Source organism: Endozoicomonas sp. 8E (genome assembly GCF_032883915.1).
Lineage (GTDB): Bacteria > Pseudomonadota > Gammaproteobacteria > Pseudomonadales > Endozoicomonadaceae > Endozoicomonas_A.
The window spans coordinates 670,700-694,192 of sequence record NZ_CP120717.1; the positions used below are offsets into that span (position 1 = coordinate 670,700).

A 23,493-nucleotide genomic window follows, 5' to 3' on the forward strand; every position below is an offset into this window, starting at 1 on the left:
GTGTTTACTGGATAACACAGAGCCTTTCTTCTGTTCCCCTACTTGCCCCTTGGTAAGGGCTTCATCCCTGTTGCTAAAGCCCATCCGCCGGTTCAGCCAATGAGTCGAATGCCGAAAGTGCTTCCCCAAATGGGGTACAGCCCATCCTGGTTGCGATGGTCAGCGGGGCGGCATCCGAAGCCCTGACGTTGATCTTCGCCCCGGCGTTGAGCAGGAGTTTCACGCACTCGATATTGTTTCTCGCATCAGCGGCGAACAGTGGGGTGACGCCAAGCTTTGTCCGGCTGTCGAGATCCGCCCCTTTCTCGAGCAGGAGTTGCATGCTCTCGGAATTGCCTCTGAAGGCTGCGATGTACAGCGGGGTGACGCCATTCGACAAAGTGGCATTGGGATCCGCCCCTGCGTTGAGCAGGAGTTTTACACTGTCGTTACAGCCCTTCTGGACTGCAATGGACAGCGGGGTGGCACTATCTTTAGTTCGGGGGGCGTCGACATTCACCCCTTTGTTGATCAGGAGTTTCACAATGTCGGTGTGATTGTTTTGTGCAGCGAAGAACAGAGGGGTAACGCCTTTCTCAGCCATAACGGCGTTGACGTCCGCCCCGTTGTTAATCAGGACTTCGGCTAATTCTGTGTGCCCTTCAGCGGATGCAATCAACAAGGGATTGAAATCATAACTCATAACGGCATTGACATAGACTCCTGCTGCCAGTGACTTCTTCACCTGATCCACATCTCCATTCCAACAGGCACGTGAAAACACCTGGTCGGGGAAAAACTCGTCCGGGTAAGATTTACCGGTTTCCGTATCCAACACAGGGAACGGGTTTCCCCGGCAATACCCGCAGTTGCGTGAGCCTATGGGCTTGTGAACATATAGCATCGTAAGACATTTCAGATGGAAGATGTGGCCGCAGTGGCTTTCACATTTGGGGTCGTCTTCCGCAGGCGCCACATTGTGGCCATGGAACTCACCGAAACAAATATCACATTTATCGGGCTCCGACGCTAATTCAGTGCTGATGGGGAGAGGGGGGGGATTAAGATTAATGGCATCCATAACTAGAACCTCCATGTTATTTAAGTAAGTTATACAAATTAGACACAAAAAAAGTACGACAGTTCAGTTTTATGGCTACAAAGTTTTTTTGGCCAGGTAATCACGCATTTCAGAACTCAGGGGAGGGAAACACCTGAAAGTTGTGTTTACTGGATAATACAGAGCCTTTCTTCTGTTCCCCTACTTGCCCCTTGGTAAGGGCTTCATCCCTGTTGCTACAGCCCATCCGCCGGTTCAGCCAATGAGTCGAATGCCGAAAGCGCTTCCCCCCAAGTGGTACAGCCCATCCTGGTTGCGATGGTCAGCGGGGCGGCATCCGAAGCCCTGACGTTGATCTTCGCCCCGGCGTTGAGCAGGAGTTTCACGCACTCGATATTGTCTCTCGCATCAGCGGCGAACAGTGGGGTGACGCCAAGCTTTGTCCGGCTGTCGAGATCCGCCCCTTTCTCGAGCAGGAGTTGCATGCTCTCGGAATTGCCTCTGAAGGCTGCGATGTACAGCGGGGTGACGCCATTCGACAAAGTGGCATTGGGATCCGCCCCTGCGTTGAGCAGGAGTTTTACACTGTCGTTACAGCCCTTCTGGACTGCAATGGACAGCGGGGTGGCACCATCTTTAGTTTGGGGGGCGTCGACATTCACCCCTTTGTTGATCAGGAGTTTCACAATGTCGGTGTGATTGTTTTGTGCAGCGAAGAACAGAGGGGTAACGCCTTTCTCAGCCATAACGGCGTTGACGTCCGCCCCGTTGTTAATCAGGACTTCGGCTAATTCTGTGTGCCCTTCAGCGGATGCAATCAACAAGGGATTGAAATCATAACTCATAACGGCATTGACATAGACTCCTGCTGCCAGTGACTTCTTCACCTGATCCACATCTCCATTCCAACAGGCACGTGAAAACAGCTGGTCGGGGAAAAACTCGTCCGGGTAAGATTTACCGGTTTTCGTATCCAACACAGGGAACGGGTTTCCCTGGCAATGCCCGCAGTTGCGTGAGCCTATGGGCTTGTGAACATATAGCATCGTAAGACATTTCAGATGGGAGCTGTGGCCACATCGGGTCAGACATTCCGGGTTGGCGTCCACAGACGCCACATCGCTGCCACGGAACTCACCGTGACAAATGGAACATTTATTGGCCTCCGGCGTTACGTCAACGTTCATGGGGCGGGGTAAGTTAGCAATGGTATCCATAGGTAAAACCTCCATGTTATTCAATAAGTTATACAAATTAGGCACAAAAAAAGTTCGATAGTTCAGTTTTATGGCTACAAAGTTTTTTGTGGCTAAATAATCACGCATTGCAAAACCCAGGGGATGAAAACACCTGAAAGCCCTGTTTACTGGATGACACAGAGCCCTTCTTCTGTTTACCAACTTGCCTGGGCCTCGCTAATGGCTACCACGCAGTCGGTATGTCTCATCCAGGTTGCGATGGACAGCGGGGTGGTGCCATCCGGCAAGGCGGCGTTGATATCTGCCCCGGCCCTGATCAAGAGTTCCAAACATTCGATATGGCCTCCCTCAGCAGCTACGAACAGCGCAGTGGTGCCGTATTTACTCCGGGCGTTGAGGTCCACCCCTTTCTTGAGCAGGAGTTGCAAGCAGTCGATCCTGCCTTTAAGGGCTGCGGCGTACAGCGGAGTGACGCCATTCAACAAGGCGGTGTTGGGATTCACCCCGTTGTCGAGCAGGAGTTTCACGCAGTCGGTAGAGCCCGTCTGGGCTGCCATGGACAGTGGGGTGGCGCCATCCGAAGTCCGGGGGGTGTTGAGATTTGCCCCATCGTTGATCAGGAGTTTCGCAATTTCGGTGTGATTTTCTTGTGCAGCGAAGAACAGCGGGGTGACGCCATCCTCATTCCGGGCGTTGATATCCGCCCCGTAGATGAGCAAGAGCTTCACACATTCGGTATTGCCTTTATGTGCTGCGATGTGCAGCGGGGTCATGCCACGGGACAAGACGGCGTTGGGATTCGCCCCGGCGGTGACCAAGAGTCTCACGGAGTCAGAAGAGCCCGTCTGGGCTGCCATGGACAGCGGGGTGCAGCCATTCTTAATCCGGGGGGTGTCGAGCTTCGCCCCCTTACTGATCAACAGTTTCACAATGTCGGTGTGATTGTTTTGTGCAGCGAAGAACAGAGGGGTAACGCCTTTCTCAGCCATAACGGCGTTGACGTCCGCCCCGTTGTTAATCAGAACTTCGGCCAATTCTGTGTGCCCCTCAGCGGATGCAATCAACAAGGGATTGAAATCAGAACGCATAACGGCATTGACATAGACTCCTGCTGCCAGTGACTTCTTCACCTGATCCACATCTCCATTCCAACAGGCACGTGAAAACAGCTGGTCGGGGAAAAACTCGTCCGGGTAAGATTTACCGGTTTTCGTATCCAACACAGGGAACGGGTTTCCCCGGCAATACCCGCAGTTGCGTGAGCCTATGGGCCTATGAGCATATAGCCTCGTAAGACATTTCAGATGGAAGATGTGGCCGCAGTGGCTTTCACATTTGGGGTCGTCTTCCGCAGGTGCCACATTGTGGCCATGGAACTCACCGAAACAAATATCACATTCATCGGGCTCCGACGTTAATTCAGTGCTGATGGGGAGAGGGGGGGGATTAAGATTAATGGCATCCATAACTAGAACCTCCATGTTAAGTAAGTTATACAAATTAGACACAAAAAAAGTACGATAGTTCAGTTTTATGGCTATTGAGTTTGCTGTGGCTAAATAGTCACGCATTTCAAAAATCAGGGTATGGAAACACCTGAAAGCTGTGTTTACTGGAGAACGTCGTGCTTTTCTTTTGCTTCCTGGCTTTTCCCGGTCTCGATAAGGACTTTTACGCAGTCGGTGTTGCCCATTCTGGTTGCGATGGACAGCGGGGTGGAGCCATTCTTAGTCCGTGCGTTGATATTCGCCCCGGCGTCGATCAGGAGCTTCACGCAGTCGGTATTACCTTTCAGAGCTGCGATGTACAGCGGGGTGATGCCAATCGACGAGGCGTCGTTGGGATCCAGCCCGGCTTTGAGCAGGAGTTTCAGGCAGTCGGTATTGCCTCTCAGGGCTGCGATGTACAGCAGGGTCATGCCACTCGACAAGACTGCGCTGGTAAACGCTCCGGCTTGGAGCAGGAGTTTCACGCACTCGGTGCAGCCCTCCTGGACTGCGATGGCCAGCGGGGTGGCGCCATCCGAAGTTCGGGGGATGTTGGGATCCGCCCTGGCACTGATCAGGAGTCTCGTAACGTCGGGGTCATTGTTTTGTGCAGTTAAGAACAGTGCGGTAACGCCATCCTCAGCCCGAGCGGCGTTGACGTCCGCCCCGTGTCTAATCAGGAGTTCGGCGAGGTCTGTGAACCCCTCACTGGATGCAATCATCAAGGCTGTGAAACCAGCATTCATAACGGCATTGATATTGACTCCTTCTTCCAGCAACTTCTGCACCTGTTTCAAATCCCTGGAACAACAGGCACTACGAAACCTCTGATCGGCGAAAAATTTATCCGGGTAAGATTCACCAGTGCTCGTATTCAACACCGGGATCGGATTTTGTCGGCAAAGCTTGCAGCGGCGTGAGCCTAAGGGCTCATCAACAAATTGCCCCGTAATACAGTGCAGATGGAAGTAGTGGCCACAGTGGGTTTGACATTTGGGGTTGAGGTTCACAGGCGCCACATTGCGGCCATGGAAACCACCGTGACAAATAGAACAGACATCGGCCTTCGACGTGAGTTCAGTGCTCATGGGGAGAGGGGAAGGAGCTATAGCATCCATTAGTAAAGCCTACGTATTATTTAATAAGTCATAAAATCAGACACAAAGGAATACGCGTAGTTCATTTTTATGGCCTCAAAGTTTTTTGTGGCTAAATAATCACCTATTTCAAAAACTCGGAAGATGAGAACACCTGAGAGCCGTGTTTACCGGATAACCTAGGCTTTGTTATCCGACGGTGACAGGGCGCTAACCAGTGCGGCCTTGACTGTTTTTACTGCCAGGTTAAAAGTCATTTAAGCGCCTTCTAAGAAGTCTTTGACCAGGGTTTCCAGGTGCGAGAGGGTGGGTATTCATAGCCATTGAGGTTAAAGGCTATAGCGGCGGGGTGGGTTCTAAAGGGTTTTGGGGTTTTGTTGTCCCATGGCACTACCTTGCAAGTGCTCCAAAGGGTGGGAACCAATCTCCATTCACCCTGAACTGAGATTGGGTGCCGTTGATAGAGGGAACCTACCGATTACATTGAAACCGTGTACTAGGCGAGCTTACTGGAGATCTGGGTTAGCATGTCTTCCATATTGCCAAAACGCTGGTCCATCTTGTCAAAACGCTGGTCCATCTTGTCAAAACGCTGGTCCATCTTGCCAAAACGCTGGTCCATCTTGTCAAAACGTTGGTCCATCTTGTCAAAACGTTGGTCATGATCTTCTAAATTATCGTAGATTTGCATTAACAGGTCTTCCTGCTTGTTAAAACGTCGGTCATGATCTTCTAACTTATTTAAGCTCTGCATTAGCAGGTCTTCCATATTGTCAAAACGCCGATCATGATCCTCTAAATATGTTTCAACCTTGACAAAACGCTGGTCAACCTTGTCAAAACGCTGCCCGACCGACGCAAATTTCCGGTCATGTATTGTCAGGTGACGCTTTAATTCCTGATGAAAATGAAGCAAAAACGACAGGCTATCGCCCAAGCTTGCGGTGACTTTCAACCATCTCTTTTGTTCTTCTTCCACTACCGTGACTCTTGCCTCAAGACTCATACTGCTTTCCCATGTGGCTTTTTGTTTGTGAGGTGAGCATAGCAGTTGCAAAGCGGGTACAAGATTTTTATTAACAAACTGCGATTCGTACCTTACGGTTCGAGCTGTGGCTGCAAAATCTGTCATCGGGATTGCAACCCTTCCCTGCCTATGTTCCCTGCCTTGCCCCAGCGTTGATCAGGAGTTTCTCGCAGTCGGTATTGCCCATTCTGGTTGCGACGGCAAGTGGGGTGGTGCCATCCCACAAGGCGGCGTTGATATCTGCTTCGGCCCTGATCAGGCGTTTCAGACACTCGGTATTGCCTGCCTGGGCTGCGATGAACAGCGGGGTGGCGCCATCCTGAGTCCTGGGGTTGGGGTTCGCCCCGGCATTGATCAGGGCTTCCACACAGTCGGTATTGCCCATCGCGGCTGCGATGCACAGTGGAGTGGCGCCATTCGGCAAGGCGGCTTCGAGATCCGCGCCTGCATTAATCAGGAGTTTCAAGCAGTCGGTATTGCCATTCTGCGCAGCGATGGGCAGTGGGGTGGCGCCATCCTGAGTCCTGGCCTCGAGGTCAGCCTTGGCTTCGATCAGGGCTTTCACGCAGTCGGTATTGCCCATCTCGGCTGCGATGAACAGTGGGGTGGCGCCATCCGGCAAGGTGGTGTCGAGATTCGCCCCGGCTTCGATCAGGAGTTTCAGGCACTCGGAATTGCCATTCTCTGCAGCGATGGATAGCGGGGTGGCGCCATCCGACAAGACGGTGTTGAGATCCGCCCCGGCATTGATCAAGCGTTTCAGGCAGTCGCTATTGCCATTCTGTGCTGCCATGAACAGCGGGGTAGCGCCATCCCCAGCCTGCGCTTTGACATCCGCCCCGGCTTCGATCAGGGCTTTCACGCAGTCGGTATTGCCCATCTCGGCTGCGATGAACAGCGGGGTGGCGCCAGCTTCAGTCCGGGCGTTGAGATCCGCCCCGGCTTCAATCAGGATTTGCAGGCAGTGGGTGTTATTTTCCTGGGCAGCGATGAACAGCGCAGTGGCACCACCCTTAGGCCGGGCGTTGAGATCTGCCTTGGCTGCGATCAGGATTTTCATGCAGTCGGCGTTATTTTTCAGGGCAGTGATGTATAGCGGGGTTGCACCATTTTTAGTTTGTGCGTTTGGATTCGCCCCGGCTTTGATCAGGAGCTCCACGCAGTCGGTGTGATTTTCCCGGGCAGCGAAGAACAGTGCAGTGGCACCAACCTCACAGGTAGCGTTGAGATTCGCCCCGGCGTTGATCAGGCGTTCGACGATAGCCTCGTGCCCCCCGTCGGATGCCATCATCAAGGCAGTGTAATCATCCTGCCTTACGGCATTGACATTGACTCCTTCTGCCAGTGACCTCTCTACCTGATCGAAATCCCCGCCATAACAGGCATCATAAAACGCCTGATCGGGGAAAAATGTATCCGGGTGTGATTCACGGGTGTTCAGATCCTGCAGCGGCATCGGGTCTTGCCGACACATTGCGCACCGACGTGAGCCGATGGGCTGATCAACAAAACACTTCGAAATACAGTCCAGATCGAAGTGATAGCCACAACAGCGGGTTTTGACGACCACAGGCGCTACTTTACGGCCATGAAAACCAGTCAAACAAATAGGGCATTTATCGACCCCCGAGGGTACGACAGGATTCCCGGGGGCCGAGGTGCGAGCAACGCTATCCATAAGTAGAGCATCGTGTGCCAGTCAATTAGTGGTACAGGTTGGATACAAGAAGAGTTAAATAGTTCAGCTCTGTGGCTATAAAGTTTGCTGTGTCTTGATAATCACCTATTTCAAAAACTCGAAACATGGGAGTAGCTGTGCGTCGTGTTTACCGAATAACATAACGCCTTTCTTGTGTTCCCTGCCTTGCCCCGGCGTTGATCAGGAGCTTCTCGCAGTCGGTATTGCCCATACCGATTGCGATGGCCAGTGGGGTGGTGCCATCCCACAAGGCGGCGTTGATATCTGCCTCGGCCCTGATCAGGCGTTTCATACACTCGGTATTGCCTTTTTGGGCTGCGATGAACAGCGGGGTCGCACCATCCTTAGTCCTCCGGGCGTTGAGATCCGCTTCGGCGTTGATCAGGAGTTCCACGCAGTCGGTATTGCCTACGTGGGCTGCGATGAACAGTGGGGTGGAGCCATCCGGCAAAGTGGTGTCGAGATTCGCCCCGGCTTCGAGCAGGATTTTCAGGCAGTCGATGTTATTGTTCAGGGCAGCGATGAACACTGGGGTGGCGTCATCCTTGGTCCGGATGTTGAGATCTGCCTTGGCGTCGGTCAGGAGTTTCACGCAGTCGGTGTGATTTTTCTGGGCAGCGATAAAGAGCGGGGTGGCACCATCCTTGTTCTGGGCGTTGAGATCCGCCCCGGCATTGATCAGGATTTTCACGCAGCCGGTGTTGCCTATCTGGGCTGCGATGTATAGCGGGGTGGAACCATCCCTGATCCGGGCGTTGAGGTTCGCTCCGGCATGGATCAGTAGTTTTACGCAGTCGGTATGGCCTCTTGCAGCAGCACTGAACAGCGCTGTGCAGCCATTCGACAGGCTGGCGTTGGGATCCGTTCTGTCGTTGATCAGGAGTTTCAAACAGTCGATGTGATTTTCTTGTGCAGCGATGAGCAGCGGGGTGACGCCATCCTTATTTCGCGCGTTGAGATCTGCCTTGGCTTCGATCAGGGCTTTCACGCAGTCGGTATGACCTCTCGCAGCAGCGATGATCAGCGGGGTGCTGCCATCCTTATTCCGGGCGTTGGGGTCTGCCTTAGCTTTGAGCAGGGCTTTTACGCAAGCGGTATGGCCTTTCGCAGCAGCGATGAACAGCGGGGTGGTACCATCCTCAGTCCCAATGTCAGGATCCGCCCCGGCGTTGAGCAGGCGTTTCACGCAGTCGGTGTGATTTTTTTGTACCGCAATGAAAAGCGGGCTGACGCCATCCTTAGCCTTGGCGTTGATATCCGCCTTGGCTTCGATCAGGGCTTTCAAGCAGTCGCTATTGCCCATCTCGGCCGCAATGTAGAGCGGGGTGGCACCATCCTTGAAGCGGGCATTGAGATTCGCCCCAGCCTTGATCAGGAGTTTCACGCAGTCGATGCGATTTTCCTGTGCCGCAATGAAAAGCGCGGTGATGCCACCATCCTTAGTCCTGGCATTGAGATCGGCCTTGGCTTCGATCAAGGCTTTCACGCAGTCGGTATGGCCTTTCGCAGCAGCGATGATCAGCGGAGTGAAGTCATCCTTAGCCCTGGCGTTGAGGTCTGCCTTGGCTTCGATCAGGGCTTTCACGCAATCGGTATGGCCATTCCCGGCAGCGATGAACAGTGGACTGCTGCCACCTTCAGTTCGGGCGTTGAGATCCGCCCCGGCGTTGATCAGGTGCTTCACGCAATCGATATGGCCATTCATAGCAGCGATGGCAAGCGGGGTGCTGCCATCCTTAGCCCTGGCATTGAGGTCCGTCTTGGCTTCGATCAGGAGTTTCACACAGTCGGGGTGATTTTCTTGTGCGGCCATGAACAGCGGGGTGGCGCCACCCTTGGTCTGGACGTTGGGATCCGCCCCGGCTTCGATCAGTAGTTTCACGCATTCGGTATTGCCCATCTCGGCTGCGATGATCAGTGGGGAGGCGCCATCGGACAGGGCGGCGTCAAGGTCCGCCCCGGCTTCGATCAGGAGTTTCACGCAGTCGGTATTGCCCGTCTCGACTGCGATGAGCAGTGGGGTGGTACCATCCTTGGTTCGGACGTTGAGGTCCGCCTTGGCTTCGATCAGGCGTTTCACGCAGTCGGTATTGCCATTCTGGGCTGCTAGAAGCAGCGGGGTGGCACCATCCTTAGTCCCGGCGTTGAGATCCGCCCCGGCTTTGATGAGGGCTTTCACGCAGTCGGTATTGCCATTCTGGGCTGCAAGCAGCAGCGGGGTGCCGCCTTGCCTGGTCTGGGCGTCGGGATTCGCCTTGGCTTCGATCAGGGCTTTCACGCAGTCAGTATTGCCTTTGGCAGCAGCGGCAAATAGTGGGGTGGCACCATCTGCAATCCTGGCGGCGTTGAGATCAGCCCCGGCTTCGAGCAATATTTTCAGGCAGTCGGTGTTATTTTCTTGTGCTGTGATGAACAGTGCGGTAGCACCATTCTTACAGACGGCTTTGAGGCTCGCTCCGGCGTCGATCAGGGATTCGACGATCGCCGTATGCCCTCCCATGGATGCCATCATCAAGGCAGTGAAATCATTATTCGTAATGTCATGGACATTGACATTGACTCCATCTGCCAGAGATCTTTCCACCTGATCCAAATCCCCTTCAGAACAGGCACGAAAAAACGTCAGATCAGGGAAAAATGTATCCGGATGAGATTCACCGGTGTTCAGGTTCAGCATAGGCATCGGGTTTTGTCGGCACATTGCGCACCGTCGTGAGCCGATGGGCTGATCAACAAAACACTTTGAAACACAGTCCAGATCGAAGAGGTGGCCACAACATTGGCTTTTGACCACCACAGGCGCAACAACACGGCCATGAAAATGGATCAAACAAACAGGGCAGGGATCTGCTTCCTCTGATACTTCAATATCCTTGGGGGCAGGGTTGCGAGCAATGCCGTCCATAACTAGAACATCTGCGTTATTGAATAAGCAATGCAGGTTGGACAGAGGAAAAGTATGATAGTTCAATCAGGTAGTTATTAAATTTGCAGTAGCCATAATCACCTAATTCAACAACCCGGGAGATGGGAACCCCTGAGAGCCGTGTTTACTGAACAAAACAACGTCTTTCTTTTGTTTCCTTGTCTGCCTCTGTTCTGAACTCTGCCCCGGCGTTGATCAGGAGTTTCGTGCAGTCGGAATTGCCCATCGCGGATGAGATGAACAGCGGGGTTGTGCCATCCGGCAGGGCAGCGTTGAGATTTGCCCCGGCCCGGATCAGGAGTTCCACGCAGTCGGTGTTATTTTCCTGGGCGGCGATGAACAGCGGGGTAGCGCCATTCTCAGTTCGCGCGTCGATATCCGCCCCGGCGTTGATCAGGAGTTTCACGCAGTCGCTATGGTCGTTCCGGGCTGCCATGAACAGAGGGGTAGCACCAGTCGTAATCCTGGCGGTGTTGAGATCCGCTCCGGCTTCGATCAGGATTTTCAGGCAGCCGGTATTGCTATTCTGCGCTGCCATGTACAGCGGGGTGGCGCCATCTTTATTCCGGACGTTGAGGTCCGCCTCGGCGTTGATCAGGAGTTTCACACAGTCTGAATTGCCTAACGCAGCCGCAACGTGCAGCGGCGTGGTGCCAGACCTGGTCCGGGCGTTGATATCTGCCCCGGCGTTGATCAGGCGTTTCATGCAGTCGGTATTAGTGAACTTAGCAGCGATGAACAGAGCGGTGGTACCATTAGAACGGGCGGCGTTGATATCTGCCCCGGCGTTGATCAGAAGTTTCACGCAGCCGGTATTACCGTACTCAGCAGCGATGAACAGAGCGCTGGCACCATTAGAACGGGCGGCGTCGAGGTTTGCTCCAGTGTTGATCAGGCGTACGACGACATCTGTATGCCCTCTGCTGCATGCTAACATCAAGGCTGTGAAATCATCAGTCCTAAAGGCATTGACATTGACTCCTTCTGCCAGAGATCTTTCCACCTGGTCCAAATCCCCTCCAGAACAGGCACGAAAAAACGTCAGATCAGGGAAAAAGGTATCCGGGTGAGATTCACTGGTGTTCTGATTCACCACAGGCATCGGGTTTTGCCGACACATAGCGCACCGGCGCGTGCCGATGGGCTGATCAACAAAGCACATCGAAAGACAGTCCAGATCGAAGCGGTGACCACAACATTGGGTTTTAACGACCACAGGCGCCCCACTTCGGCCATGGAAGTTAGCCAGACAAATGGGACAGTGATCGGCTCTTAGTATCCATGGAGAAAAGGTAGCGAACAATGCCACATACAAGTAGAACATCTGTGTTGGTCAATAAGCAGCGTGGGTTGGATGCAAAAAAGCATATCACGAGCGTCGGCAATCAGCAGCCTGTTCAGTCGGCTGAGGCATTGCTCTTCCTGATCCTGCTCAGCATGTAGCAGTGCCAGAAGCCGGGTGTCGAGCTCTTCCCGATTGTCGACGTCACTTCTTAATTGAGTGAGTACATCGCCCATGGTGTACTCAACGCCCTTGATGACTAACGGTTCGTTATTGATGAGCAGCATTGTGATCCGGTCGGTCTCCCGGAATTGCTGCGCGATTCTTTGCTCGCTGGCCTGGGCTTTCTTTTTGGTCTGGTAGTTGTAAAGTGAGACGACCTCGTTAAGGCGCTGGGTCTCCGGTTGCAGGTGTTGGGCTGACATGGATAAAGCGTTAACTTGTGCTACTTTTAACAGCTGGCAAACCTTAATTAACGTGCATACAATAATTCTATGAAGTATGAATGCGATGCTGCCAAGGACGCCATCAACCGTGCCAAACACGGCATGTCGTTGTCTGAGGCTGAGCGCTTGGAGTGGGATACACTCTGGGCATGGGAAGACCAACGCTTTGACTATGGAGAGCAGCGCATGGTTGGTTTTGCCCTCTGGGGTGAGCGACTTTATTGCGTGGTGTATACCGACCGTGGTGAGACGAGACGTATTATTTCCCTTCGAAAAGCCAATAACCGGGAGAAAACTGCTTATGCGAATCAAGACTAAATCCGGTCGGTGGATCCAGATGAACACCGACGAAGAAGAGGCAGCCATCAATGCAGGCATTGCCGCTGATCCTGACACATATGAGCTCACTGACGAGGAGTTCAAACAACTACGACCAGTGGGGCGTCCCAAGGCCGAAGAGACCAAGGAGCGGATTTCTATCCGGCTGTCACCCGAGGTGGTTGAATTTTTCCGCGCCACTGGCAAAGGCTGGCAGACCCGTATGGATGAAGCTTTGCGTGAATATGTGGTCAGGCATTCAGGGTGACAGCTCATGCGGTCTCCCCCTGCTTTGATTTCACCAGATCCCCAGCCAGCAGAAAAGCCACTTCACGGGCTCCGACAATCAGAAATCGATTCAACCGGCTGACGCAGAGTTCTTGCTGATCCTGCTCGGCGTGGAGCAGGGCCAGAAGGCGGGTGTCCGGCTCTTCTTTGAACATCTGTGCTAGTCAATAAGCAGTGCGGCCTAGCAGCCTGTCGGACTTAAGCGCCCGTAGCGAGGATTGCGAGAAATTGAGGATAAAAATTTCTGCTTCTGAGGAGAATAGCGAGGCTATTTGACGAAGAGGCAGGAATTTTTAGACCAATTTATCGCAACCGCACGACTGCACGGATGCAGGAGCTAGAGCAACGCAGGAGCAGTTGCCGCGTAGGACAGTCTTAAGTCCGACAGGCTGCTAGGGACAGGGTTGGGAGCAATGCCGTCCATAAGTACACATCTGTGTTAGTGAATAAGCAATGCCGGTTGGACACAAGAAAAGTAAAATAGTTCAGCTACATAGTTATAAAATTTGCGGTAGCCAAATAATCACCCATTTCAAAAAACCGGAAGATGGGAACCCCTGAAAGCCGTGTTTACTGAACAACATAACGTCTTTCTTTTGTTTCTTTCTCTGCCCCTGTTCCGAACTCTGCCCCGGCATTGATCAGGAGTTTCGTGCAGTCGGAATTGCCCATCGCGGTTGCGATGGTCAGCGGGGTTCTGCCATCCGGCAGAGCAGCGTTGAGATTCGCCCCGGCCCTGATCAGAAGTTTCACACACTCGGTATTGCCCTCTCCGGCTGCCATGAATAGGGGGGTTCTGTCATCCTTAGTCTTGGCGTCGAGATCTGCCCCAGCTTCGATCAGGAGTTTCAGGGAGTCGATGTTATTTTCCTCGGCAGCGATGATCAGTGCTGTGGCGCCAGCCTTGGTCCGGACGTTGAGGTCTGCCTTGGCTTCGATCAGGCGTTTCACACAGTCGGTGTGATTTTCTTGTGCAGCCATGAACAGCGGGGTGGCGCCATCCCTGGTCTGGGCGTTGAGATCGGCCCCGGCATTGATTAGGCGTTTCACACAGTCGGTATGGCCTTTCGCAGCAGCGATCAGCAGTGGGGTGCTGTCTTCCTTATTCCTGGCGTTGAGGTCAGCCTTGGCTTCGATCAGGGCTTCCAGGCAGTCGGTATTGCCATTCTGGGCTGAGATGTACAGCGGGGTGGCGCCATCCGACAAGGTGGCGTCGAGATCCACCCTGGCGTTGATCAGGAGTTTTACGCAGTCGGTATGACCAAACGCAGCGGCGCTGAGCAGTGGTGTGCAGCCATTCGGCAGAGTGGCGTTGGGATCTGCTCCGTCGTTGATCAGGAGTTTCACGCAGTCGATGTGATTTTTTTGTGCAGCGATGAACAGTGGGGTGACGCCATTCTTATTTCGTGCGTTGAGATCTGCCCCTGCTGCGATCAGGGCTTTCACGCAGTCGGTATGACCTCTCGCAGCAGCGATGATCAGCGGGGTGGTGCCATCCTCAGTCCGGACGTTAGGATCCGCCCCGGCGTTGAGCAGGAGTTTCACGCAGTCGGTATTATTTTCCTGGGCAGCAACGAACAGCGCAGTGGGGCCATTTTTAGTCTGGGCATTGAGGTCTGCCTTGGCTTCGATCAGGACTTTCACACAGTCGGTATGGCCTTGCGCAGCAGCGATGAACAGCGAAGTGCTGCCATCCGGCAAGCTGGTGTTGGGATCCGCCGCGGCTTCGATCAGGAGTTTCACGCAGTCGGTATTGCCATTCTGGGCAGCGATGAGCAGCGAGTTAGTGCCATCCTTAGTCCGGGTGTTGAGATCCGCCCCGGCTTTGATCAGGAGTTTCACGCAGTCAGTATTGCCATTCTGGGCAGCGACGAGCAGCGAGGTAGTGCCATCCTTAGTCCGGGTGTTGAGATCCGCCCCGGCTTTGATCAGGAGTTTCACGCAGTCAGTGTTATTTTCTTCTGCAGCGATGAACAATGCGGTGGCACCGCTCCTACAGACGGCGTTGAGATTTGCCCCGGCGTTGATCAGGCATTCGGCGACCACTGTATGCCCCCCGATGGATGCCATCATTAAGGGAGTGAAATCATCATTCGTAATGTCATGGGCATTGACATTGATTCCTTCAGCCAGTGACTTCTCCACCACCTCCAAATCCCCTTCAAAACAGGCACGAAAAAACGTCAGATCGGGGAAAAAGGTATCCGGGTGAGCTACACCAGTGTTCAGATTCAACACAGGCATCGGGTCTTGCCGGCACAATGCGCACCGTCGTGAGCCGATGGGCTGATCGACAAAACACTTGGAAATACAGTTCAGATCAAAGAGCTGGCCACAACATTGGGTTTTGACGACCACGGGTGCTACAACACGGCCATGGAAATGGGTCAAACAAATAGGGCAGTGATCGGCCTTCAGTGTCCATGGAGAGAGGGTAGCGAGCAATGCCACGTATAAGTAGAACATCTGTGTTGGTCAATAAGCAGTGTGGGTTGGATGCAAAAAAGCATGTTTTTACTGGATAGCACAAGGCCTTTCTTGTTTTCCCCTCCTTACCTTACCCCGGCATTGGTCAGGAGTTCTACGCAGTCGGTATTGCCCACCTTGGTTGCGATGGCAAGTGGGGTGGTGCCATCCGACAAGACGGCGTTGGTATCCGCCCCTGCGATGAGCAGAAGTTTCACACACTCGGTATTGCCTTTCGTAGCGGCAACGTGCAGCGGGCTGGCGCCAATCTCAGTGCGGGCGTTGAGATCCGCCTCGGCGTTGATCAGGAATTGCACGCATTCGGTGTTATTTTTTTGGGCAGCCATGAACAACGGGGTGGCGCCATTCTTAGCCTGGGCGTTGAGATCCGCCCCGGCGTTGATCAGGAGTTGTACGCATTCGGTGTTATTTTCCTGGGCAGCGATGAATAGCGGGGTGGCGCCATACTCATTCCGGGCGTTGAGATTCGCTCCGGCGTTGATCAGGCGTTGCACGCATTCGGTGTTATTTTCCTGGGTAGCGATGAACAGTGCGGTGGTACCATTCGAATGCGCAGCGTCAAGGTTCGCCTCAGCGTTTATCAGGCGTTCGACGACATCAGTATGCCCTCTGCTGGATGCCAAGATCAAGGCAGTGAAATCATTAGTCATAACGGCATTGACATTGACTCCTTCTGCCAGAAACCTCTCCACCTGATCCAGATCCCCGTTTAAACAGGCAAGATAAAATGTCCGATCGGGGAAAAATGTATCCGGGTGAGATTCACTGGTGTTCTGATTCACCACAGGCATTGGGTTTTGCCGACACATCGCGCACTGGCGTGAGCCAATGGGCTGATAAACAAAACACTTCGAAATACAGTCCAGATCGAAGCGGTGACCACAACATTGGGTTCTGACGACCATAGGCGCTGCACTTCGGCCATGGAAGGGAGTCAAACAAATAGGACAGTGATCGGCCTTCAGTGTCCATGATGAGAGGCTAGCGAACAATGCTACACATAAGTAGAACATCTGTGTTGGTCAATAAGCCGTGTGGGTTAGATACAAAAAAGCATGTTAGCTCATTTATATGGCGATCAAAGTTTGCTGTGGCCAAATAATCACCTGTTTTAAACACTCAGAAGATGGGAACACCTGAGAGCCCTGTTTACCGGACAGCATGACGCTTTTCTTTTGTTTTCTTCACTGCTTCTTTTCTCATCTCGGCCTCAGCGTTGACGAGGAGTCTCACGCACTCGGTATTGCCCATCTCGGTTGCGATGGACAGCGGGGTGGCGCCGTCCGAAGTCCTGGCGTTGAGATCCGCCCCGGCGTTGATCAGGAGTTGCACGCATTCGGTGTTATTTTCTTGTGCAGCGATGGACAGCGGGGTGGTGCCATCCTCAATTTGCGCATTGATATCCGCCTTGGCTTCGATCAGGATTTTCAGGCTGTAGATGTTATTTTGCTGAGCAGCCATGAACAGTGGGGTAGCGCCATCCTTAATCCTGGCGGCGTTGAGATCTGCCCCCGCTTCGATCAGGAGTATCAGGCAGTCGGTATTGCCGTTCTGGGCTGCGATGAACGTTGGGCTGGCACCACTCTTAATCCGGATGTTGAGATCTGCCCCGGCGTTGATCAGCATTTTCATGCAGTCGGTATTGCCCTCCTGTGACGCGACGAACAGCGGGGTGGCGCCATCCTCAGTCCGGGCGTCGAGAAGTGCTCCCGCTTTGATCAGGAGTTCCACGCATTCGGTGTTGCCTTTCGCGGCAGCGACTAATAGCGGGGTGGCACCATCCGACAGGGTGGCGTTGAGATCCGCCCCGGCGTTGATCAGGCGTTCCACGCAGTCAACATTACCCTTTTGGGCAGCGATGTACAGAGGGGTGGCACCATTCTTATTCCGGGCGTTGAGATCCGCCCCAGCGTTGATCAGGCGTTCCACGCAGTCGGTATTGCCCTTCCGAGCAGCAACGTACAGCGGGGTGCTGCCATACGAAGTCCGGGCGTTGAGATCCGCCCCGGCGTTGATAAGGCGTTTCATGCAGTCGGTATTACCGAACTCAGCAGCAATGAACAGTGCGGTGGCGCCATTCGAACGGGCAGCGTCAAGGTTCGCCCCAGCGTTGATCAGGCGTTCTACAACATCCGTGTGCCCCCAGCTGGATGCCAACATCAAGGCAGTGAAATCACCAGACATAACCGCATTGACATTGACTCCTTCTGCCAGAGACCTCTCCACCTGATCCAGATCCCCGTGAAGACAGGCATTATAAAAAGTCTGATCGGGGAAAAATGTATCCGGGTGAGATTCACTGGTGTTCTGATTCACCAAAGGCATCGGGTCTTGCCGACACATCGCGCACCGGCGTGAGCCGATGGGCTGATTAAAAAAAGACCTCGAAATGCAGTCCAGGTCGAAGAGGTGGCCACAACATCGGGTTTTGACGACCTCAGGCGCGACACTTCGGCCATGAAAGCAAGACAAACAAATGGGACAGTGATCGGCCTTCAGTGTCCATGGGGTGAAGGCAGTGAGCAATGCCATCCATAAGTAGAACATCTGTGCTAGTCAGTAAGTAGTGGGGCCTGAATTCAAAAAAGGATGATAGTTCATTTATGTGTCTATAAAAGTTTGCTGTGGCTAAATAATCACCTGTTTCAAAAACCCAGAAGGTGGTAACACCTGAAAGGTGTATTTACTGGATAGCACAAGATCTTTCTTCTGTTTCCTTGACCGCCCCTGCAGCCTGCTTTTCCCCGGTGTTGATAAGGAGCCTCACGCAGTGGGTATTGCCCATCATGAGTGCTATGGACAGTGGGGTGGCGCCGTCCGAAGTCCTGTCGGCATCGAGATCCGCCCCGGCGTTGATCAGGATTTTCAGGCTGTCGATGTTATTTTGCTGAGCAGCCATGAGCAGCGGGGTGGTGCCATCCGAAGTCCTGGCGTTTAGATCCGCCCCGGCGTTGATCAGGAGTTGCACGCATTCGGTGTTATTTTCTTGTGCAGCGATGAACAGCGGGGTGGCGCCATCCTCAAATTGCGCATTGATATCTGCCTTGGCTTCGATCAGGATTTTCAGGCTATCGATGTTATTTTGCTGAGCAGCGATGAACAGTGGGGTAGCGCCATCCTCAATTCTGGCGGCGTTGAGATCCGCCCCGGCTTCGATCAGGAGTATCAGGCAGTCGGTATTGCCGTTCTGGGCTGCGATGAACGTTGGGCTGGCACCACTCTTAATCCGGATGTTGAGATCTGCCTCGGCTTCAATCAGGATTTTCAGGCTGTCGATGTTATTTTTTTGGACAACGATAAACAGCGGAGTAGCGCCATCCTCAGTCCGTGCGTTGAGATCTGCCCCGGCGTTGATCAGCATTTTCATGCAGTCGGTATTGCCCTCCTGTGACGCGATGAACAGCGGGGTGGCGCCTTGCGAAGTCTGGGCGTCGAGAAGTGCTCCCGCTTTGATCAGGAGTTCCACGCATTCGGTGTTGCCTTTCGCGGCAGCAACTAATAGCGGGGTGGCGCCATCCGACAGGGTGGCGTCGAGATCCGCCCCGGCGTTGATCAGGCGTTTCACGCAGTCGGTATTACCGTACTCAGCAGCGATGAACAGTGGGGTGGCACCATTCGAACGGGCAGTGTCAAGGTTCGCCCCAGCGTTGATCAGGCGTTCGACGACATCCGTGTGCCCGCTTCTGGATGCCAACATCAAGGCAGTGAGATCAGCAGTCATAACGGCATTGACATTGACCCCTTCTGCCAGAGACTTCTCCACCTGATCCAGATCCCCGTTTAAACAGGCAAGATAAAAAGTCTGATCGGGGAAAAATGTATCCGGGTGAGATTCACTGGTGTTCTGATTCACCACAGGCATCGGGTTTTGCCGACACATCGCGCACCGGCGTGAGCCGATGGGCTGATTAAAAAAAGACCTCGAAATACAGTCCAGGTCGAAGCGTTGACCGCAACATCGGGTTTTGACGACCACAGGCGCTAAACCTTGGCCATGAAAGTCAGCCAAACAAATGGGACAGTGATTGGCCTTCAGTGTCCATGGGGTGAAGGCAGTGAGCAATGCCATCCATAAGTAGAACATCTGTGCTAGTCAGTAAGTAGTGGGGCCTGAATTCAAAAGAGGATGATAGTTCATTTGTGTGCCTATCAAAGTTTGCCGTGGCTAAGTAATCACCTATTTCAAAAACTCAGAAGATGGGAACACCTGAAAGCTTTGTTTACCCGATAGCACAAGGCCTGTCTTGTTATCCCTTCCTTACCTTGCTCCGGCGTTGGTCAGGAGCTCCACGCACTCGCTATTGCCCATCTTGGTTGCGATGGACCGCGGAGTTGTGCCATCCGGAGTCCTGGCGGCGTTGAGATCCGCTCCTGCGTCGATCAGGAGTTTCACAAAGTCGTTGTTATTTTCTTGTGCAGCGAAGAATAGCGGGGTGGCGCCATCTGAAGTCCGGGGGGTGTTGAGATTCGCCCCGGAGTCGATCAGGAGTTTCCCAATGTCGGTGTTATTTTGTTGTGCAGCGTAGAACAGCGAGGTGGCGCCATCCGTGGTTCGAGCAATATTGACGTCCGCCCCGTTTTTTATCAGACGTTCGGCGATGTCTATGTGCCCCTCACTGGATGCTATGATCAAGGCTGTGAAATCATCAATCATAACGGCATTGACATTGACTCCTTCTGCCAGTGACTTCTCCACCTGAATCAAATCCCCGTCATAACAGGCATCATAAAATCCCTGATCGGGGAAAAATGTATCCGGGTGGGATTCACCAGTGTTCTGATTCATCACAGGCATCGGGCATGCCCGACACATCGCGCATCGGCGTGAGCCGATCGGTTCATAAACAACTTGTCTCGAAAGACAGTCCAGATGGAAGTGGTGGCCGCACTGGGTTAGACATTGGGTTTTGACGTCCACTGGCGAAACATCGCGGCCATGGAAATGAGCCAAACAAATAGGACAGACATCGGGCTCCGACGTTACGTCAGTTCCCACGGGAAGAAGAGTGCGAGCCATGCCATCCATAGGTAGAACATCTGTGTCAGTCAATAATGTGGTGAGGTTAGACATAAGAACACTACGTAAGTTCACTTGTGTGGTTATAAAGTCCGCTGCGGCTGAATAATTTACTTCGGCCATGAAAGGGAGCCAAACAAACAGGACAGTGATCGGCCTTCAGTGTCCATGGGGAGAGGGTAGCGAGCAAGTCACCAGCAGCGCCGTTGCTGGATTGGGCAAAAATATCCTGAGCCAGTTGCCGTTCTGCCGGATCGTCGCTTGCGCTCAAATGCTGCAATGCCTGAAGCACATTGACTTTATCGTGCATGTCCTTTTTCTGAATCCTGCGATCATGCAAACCTTTCTGCATCCCCATCATTTCTTTGCGATACTGACGGTTCTCCTTGGCATCAATGGCCGAATTGACCAGCCCAAAACCACGGGCAAAGCCCCCGGCAAAGGCGTCTGTGCTTTGGTAATTCATTTTGATTCCCTTCTGTTATTTGCCTACAGTGGTAGGGCAATGGAGGTATTTTATGGAAAACTTGTACGACACTGATTTCTACACATGGTCCCTTGAGCAAGCTGAGCTTATCAGGCAAGGCCGTTTCGATGAACTTGATTTAGACAACCTTATCGAGGAAGTTGAGGACATGGGCAAAGCTCGTCACCGTGCCCTTGAGAGTTGCCTGGAACAATTACTCATGCACCTTCTTAAATGGCAGATGCAGGCCAGTAAGGATGATTTTTATGACATGAAACAATGGTTCCGAAGCTGGCTAGTGAGTATGGGTAAACAGCGTGATGCTGTTCATAAGGAATTAAAAAAGAATCCCGGCTTGCACAACAAACTGGATGAGATTTTTCTTGATGCTTACGACTATGCCCGAAAGCTGGCCGCCAGAGAAATGCAGTGCAAACCCGACGCTTTCCCGCCTGAATGCCCATGGACCTACGAACAAGTCATGACTGAAGACTGGCTGCCGGAGGCTGACCATGAGTAGCTTATATCACACCGATTATCACCAATGACTCAGCCAGCAGCGGGAGTTACTGGCTCATCGCCAGTTTGACAAATTTGACATCGACAATCTGTTGGAGGCGATGGAGCACGAGATGGGCAATGACGCTGACACTTTGGAGTCTCATTTGTCAATTTCGCTTTTGCATCTTTTAAAGTGCGACTATCAGAAACGGATTCTGCAAGATTTGTGGGTAGAGCGGCATGTTATTCAGAAATGGATGCCAAGTATTTATTACTCCCGATCAGCGATTAAACAGCAGGTTAGAAAACACCCACACCTTCAGCCTCTGATTGATGGGTTATTGGCTGAGGCTTACATCGACGCTAAAAAGCAGGCCATCAAAGAGATGAACAATTACGCCGGAAACGAAGCACAACGCCTGAACAAGAACAGTTTTCCCAAGGAATGCCCATGGACTTTCGACCAGATAACGACTGAAGACTGGCTCTCCGGCGATTAAAACAGCGCAGCAGCTCCAATCCCCGCCACCGTCCCAATGGTGCCAAAGACCCCGCCCTGGTTCTGGGCACTCTGCTGAACCGCCGCCTGATTGCTCTGGCTTTCCAATGGGGCTGTTGAGTTAATCTCCTGCAAACCCTGACCCTGTGGGCTTCTGCCAAGATTCATCAAGCCTGTCCTCAGACTGTCCTTGCTGCCCCAGGCCACACCGGCACCGGCAAGGCTGCCCAACATGCCGAACTTGGCACGATCAACATAATTGTCAGCCTGCTGCTATAAGAAAAACATCTGTGTTGGTCAATAAGTAGTGTGGGTTGGATACAAAAAAAGGAATGGTAGTTCATTTATATGGCCATCAAAATTAGTTGTGGCCAAATAATCACCTGTTTTAAAAACTCAGAAGATGGGAACACCTGAGAGCCATGTTCAGTGGACAACACAACGCTTTTTTGTTCCCTTCTTTGCCCGTGTTCACTACCTCGCACCGGCGTTGATCAGGAGTTGCATGCAGTCAGTGTTATTTTCCTGGACAGCGATTAATAGCGGGGTGGCGCCATCCGAAGTCCGGGCGTTGAGATCTGCCCCAGCGTTGATCAGGAGTTTCACGCAATCGGTGTTATTTTCTTGTGCAGCGACGAACAGCGCGGTGGTGCCATCCGAAGTCCGGGCGTTGAGATCTGCCCCAGCGTTGATCAGGAGTTTTACGCAATCGGTGTTATTTTCTTGTGCAGCCATGAACAGCGGGGTGATGCCATCCGAAGTCCGGGCGTTGAGATCTGCCCCGGCGTTGATCAGGCGTTTCACGCAGTCGGAATTGCCCTTTATGGCTGCAAAGAATATCGGGGTGGCGCCATTCTCATTTCGGGCGTTGATATTCGCCCCGGCGTTGATCAGGAGTTGCACGCATTCGGTGTTATTTTCCTGGGCAGCGATTAATAGCGGGGTGGCGCAATCCTCAGTCTGGGCGTTGAGATCCGTCCCGGCGTTGATCAGGCGTTGCATGCATTCGGTGTTATTTTCTTGTGCAGCGATGAATAGCGGGGTGGCGCCATCCACAGTCCGGGCGTTGAGATCTGCCCCGGCGTTGATCAGGCGTTTTACGCATTCGGTGTTATTTCTCTGGGCAGCGATGAATAGCGGGGTGGCGCCATCCACAGTCCGGGTGTTGAGATCCGCCCCAGCGTTGATCAGGCGTTGCACGCATTCGATGTTATTTTCTTGTGCAGCGATCAACAGCGGGGTGGCACTATCCTTAGTCCGGGCGTTAAGATCCGCCCCGGCGTTGATCAGGCGTTGCACGCATTCGGTGTTATTTTCCTCGGCAGCGATGAATAGCGGGGTGACGCCATCCTCAGTCCGGGCGTTGAGATCCGCCCCGGCGTTGATCAGGCGTTGCACGCATTCGGTGTTATTTTCCTGGGCAGCGATTAATAGCGGCGTGGCGCCATCCTCAGTCCGGGCATTGAGATCCGCCCCAGCGTTGATCAGGCGTTCGACGACATCCGTGTGCCCGCCGCTGGATGCCAACATCAAGGCAGTGAAATCAGCAGTCATAACAGCATTGACATTGACCCCTTCTGCCAGAGACCTCTCCACCTGATCCAGATCCCCGTTTAAACAGGCACGATAAAACGTCTGATCGGGGAAAAAATTATCCGGGTGAGATTCACTGGTGTTCTGATTCACCACAGGCATCGGGTCTTGCCGACACATCG

22 protein-coding genes and 1 pseudogene are annotated in these 23,493 nt (G+C 53.1%); 5 read left to right on the forward strand and 18 right to left on the reverse strand.

Going from position 1 to position 23,493, the window contains the following annotated elements:
- Positions 1-73: 73 nt before the first annotated feature.
- From P6910_RS02745 to P6910_RS02780, 8 genes are all read right to left on the reverse strand, one after another.
- Positions 74-1,060, reverse strand: coding sequence for an ankyrin repeat domain-containing protein (locus P6910_RS02745; protein WP_317144758.1), 987 nt, complete (start codon positions 1,058-1,060; stop codon positions 74-76).
- 215 nt (positions 1,061-1,275) lie between these two features.
- A complete protein-coding gene (locus tag P6910_RS02750; RefSeq protein ID WP_317144759.1) occupies positions 1,276-2,256 on the reverse strand; it encodes an ankyrin repeat domain-containing protein in 981 nt (326 codons plus the stop codon).
- Between the two features lie 176 nt (positions 2,257-2,432).
- Positions 2,433-3,704, reverse strand: coding sequence for an ankyrin repeat domain-containing protein (locus P6910_RS02755; protein ID WP_317144760.1), 1,272 nt, complete (start codon positions 3,702-3,704; stop codon positions 2,433-2,435).
- A gap of 143 nt (positions 3,705-3,847) precedes the next feature.
- A complete protein-coding gene (locus P6910_RS02760) occupies positions 3,848-4,843 on the reverse strand; it encodes an ankyrin repeat domain-containing protein (protein WP_317144761.1) in 996 nt (331 codons plus the stop codon).
- Between the two features lie 475 nt (positions 4,844-5,318).
- Entirely contained in the window at positions 5,319-5,954 is a 636-nt protein-coding gene (locus tag P6910_RS02765) for a hypothetical protein (RefSeq protein ID WP_317144762.1), read from the reverse strand.
- A gap of 22 nt (positions 5,955-5,976) precedes the next feature.
- On the reverse strand, positions 5,977-7,305 hold the full coding sequence (locus tag P6910_RS02770) for an ankyrin repeat domain-containing protein (protein WP_317144763.1): 1,329 nt from the start codon (positions 7,303-7,305) through the stop codon (positions 5,977-5,979).
- Positions 7,306-7,675: 370 nt separating this feature from the next.
- Positions 7,676-10,453 carry an ankyrin repeat domain-containing protein gene (locus tag P6910_RS02775; RefSeq protein WP_317144764.1) on the reverse strand — a complete coding sequence of 926 codons (2,778 nt, stop codon included), beginning with the start codon at positions 10,451-10,453 and terminating at the stop codon, positions 7,676-7,678.
- A 145-nt stretch (positions 10,454-10,598) separates the two neighbouring features.
- Positions 10,599-11,576: an ankyrin repeat domain-containing protein gene (locus P6910_RS02780; protein WP_317144765.1), complete on the reverse strand. Its 978-nt coding sequence runs from the start codon at positions 11,574-11,576 to the stop codon at positions 10,599-10,601.
- 6 nt (positions 11,577-11,582) lie between these two features.
- On the opposite strand from P6910_RS02780, the gene P6910_RS02785 reads away from it, so the two are divergent.
- On the forward strand, positions 11,583-11,750 hold the full coding sequence (locus P6910_RS02785; protein WP_317144766.1) for a hypothetical protein: 168 nt from the start codon (positions 11,583-11,585) through the stop codon (positions 11,748-11,750).
- On the opposite strand, the gene P6910_RS02790 is transcribed toward P6910_RS02785, so the two are convergent.
- Entirely contained in the window at positions 11,747-12,181 is a 435-nt protein-coding gene (locus tag P6910_RS02790) for a hypothetical protein (protein WP_317144767.1), read from the reverse strand. The two genes, P6910_RS02785 and P6910_RS02790, sit on opposite strands and share 4 nt — an antisense overlap.
- 69 nt (positions 12,182-12,250) lie before the next feature.
- Between P6910_RS02790 and P6910_RS02795 the strand changes: the two genes are divergently transcribed.
- Together P6910_RS02795 and P6910_RS02800 are read left to right on the forward strand one after the other, a co-directional pair.
- Positions 12,251-12,520, forward strand: a complete 270-nt coding sequence (locus P6910_RS02795; RefSeq protein ID WP_317144768.1) for a BrnT family toxin — start codon at positions 12,251-12,253, stop codon at positions 12,518-12,520.
- 19 nt (positions 12,521-12,539) lie between these two features.
- Positions 12,540-12,788 carry a BrnA antitoxin family protein gene (locus tag P6910_RS02800; protein ID WP_317144769.1) on the forward strand — a complete coding sequence of 83 codons (249 nt, stop codon included), beginning with the start codon at positions 12,540-12,542 and terminating at the stop codon, positions 12,786-12,788.
- 4 nt (positions 12,789-12,792) lie between these two features.
- Here the strand turns inward: P6910_RS02800 and P6910_RS02805 are convergent, their stop codons facing one another.
- The 7 genes from P6910_RS02805 to P6910_RS02835 form a co-directional block, all read right to left on the reverse strand.
- A complete protein-coding gene (locus P6910_RS02805; protein WP_317144770.1) occupies positions 12,793-12,963 on the reverse strand; it encodes a hypothetical protein in 171 nt (56 codons plus the stop codon).
- A 415-nt stretch (positions 12,964-13,378) separates the two neighbouring features.
- Positions 13,379-15,274, reverse strand: a complete 1,896-nt coding sequence (locus tag P6910_RS02810; RefSeq protein WP_317144771.1) for an ankyrin repeat domain-containing protein — start codon at positions 15,272-15,274, stop codon at positions 13,379-13,381.
- An 86-nt stretch (positions 15,275-15,360) separates the two neighbouring features.
- A complete protein-coding gene (locus tag P6910_RS02815; protein WP_317144772.1) occupies positions 15,361-16,086 on the reverse strand; it encodes an ankyrin repeat domain-containing protein in 726 nt (241 codons plus the stop codon).
- Positions 16,087-16,444: 358 nt separating this feature from the next.
- Positions 16,445-17,620 carry an ankyrin repeat domain-containing protein gene (locus P6910_RS02820; protein ID WP_317144773.1) on the reverse strand — a complete coding sequence of 392 codons (1,176 nt, stop codon included), beginning with the start codon at positions 17,618-17,620 and terminating at the stop codon, positions 16,445-16,447.
- Positions 17,621-17,978: 358 nt separating this feature from the next.
- Positions 17,979-19,157, reverse strand: coding sequence for an ankyrin repeat domain-containing protein (locus P6910_RS02825; RefSeq protein WP_317144774.1), 1,179 nt, complete (start codon positions 19,155-19,157; stop codon positions 17,979-17,981).
- 396 nt (positions 19,158-19,553) lie between these two features.
- The gene (locus P6910_RS02830) at positions 19,554-20,090 is read right to left on the reverse strand and encodes an ankyrin repeat domain-containing protein (RefSeq protein WP_317144775.1); all 537 of its coding nucleotides are present in this window, start codon (positions 20,088-20,090) and stop codon (positions 19,554-19,556) included.
- 283 nt (positions 20,091-20,373) lie between these two features.
- On the reverse strand, positions 20,374-20,778 hold the full coding sequence (locus tag P6910_RS02835) for a hypothetical protein (RefSeq protein WP_317144776.1): 405 nt from the start codon (positions 20,776-20,778) through the stop codon (positions 20,374-20,376).
- A gap of 52 nt (positions 20,779-20,830) precedes the next feature.
- On the opposite strand from P6910_RS02835, the gene P6910_RS02840 reads away from it, so the two are divergent.
- Together P6910_RS02840 and P6910_RS02845 are read left to right on the forward strand one after the other, a co-directional pair.
- On the forward strand, positions 20,831-21,298 hold the full coding sequence (locus P6910_RS02840) for a DUF29 domain-containing protein (RefSeq protein ID WP_317144777.1): 468 nt from the start codon (positions 20,831-20,833) through the stop codon (positions 21,296-21,298).
- 43 nt (positions 21,299-21,341) lie between these two features.
- Positions 21,342-21,779 (forward strand): annotated as a pseudogene (locus tag P6910_RS02845) (DUF29 family protein); the annotation flags it as partial.
- Here P6910_RS02845 and P6910_RS02850 read toward each other — a convergent pair.
- Both P6910_RS02850 and P6910_RS02855 read right to left on the reverse strand, forming a co-directional pair.
- A complete protein-coding gene (locus P6910_RS02850) occupies positions 21,776-22,012 on the reverse strand; it encodes a hypothetical protein (RefSeq protein ID WP_317144778.1) in 237 nt (78 codons plus the stop codon). The pseudogene P6910_RS02845 and the gene P6910_RS02850 overlap by 4 nt on opposite strands.
- A gap of 240 nt (positions 22,013-22,252) precedes the next feature.
- Complete coding sequence (locus P6910_RS02855; RefSeq protein ID WP_317144779.1) at positions 22,253-23,473, reverse strand: ankyrin repeat domain-containing protein; 1,221 nt, start codon at positions 23,471-23,473, stop codon at positions 22,253-22,255.
- Positions 23,474-23,493 lie beyond the last annotated feature (20 nt).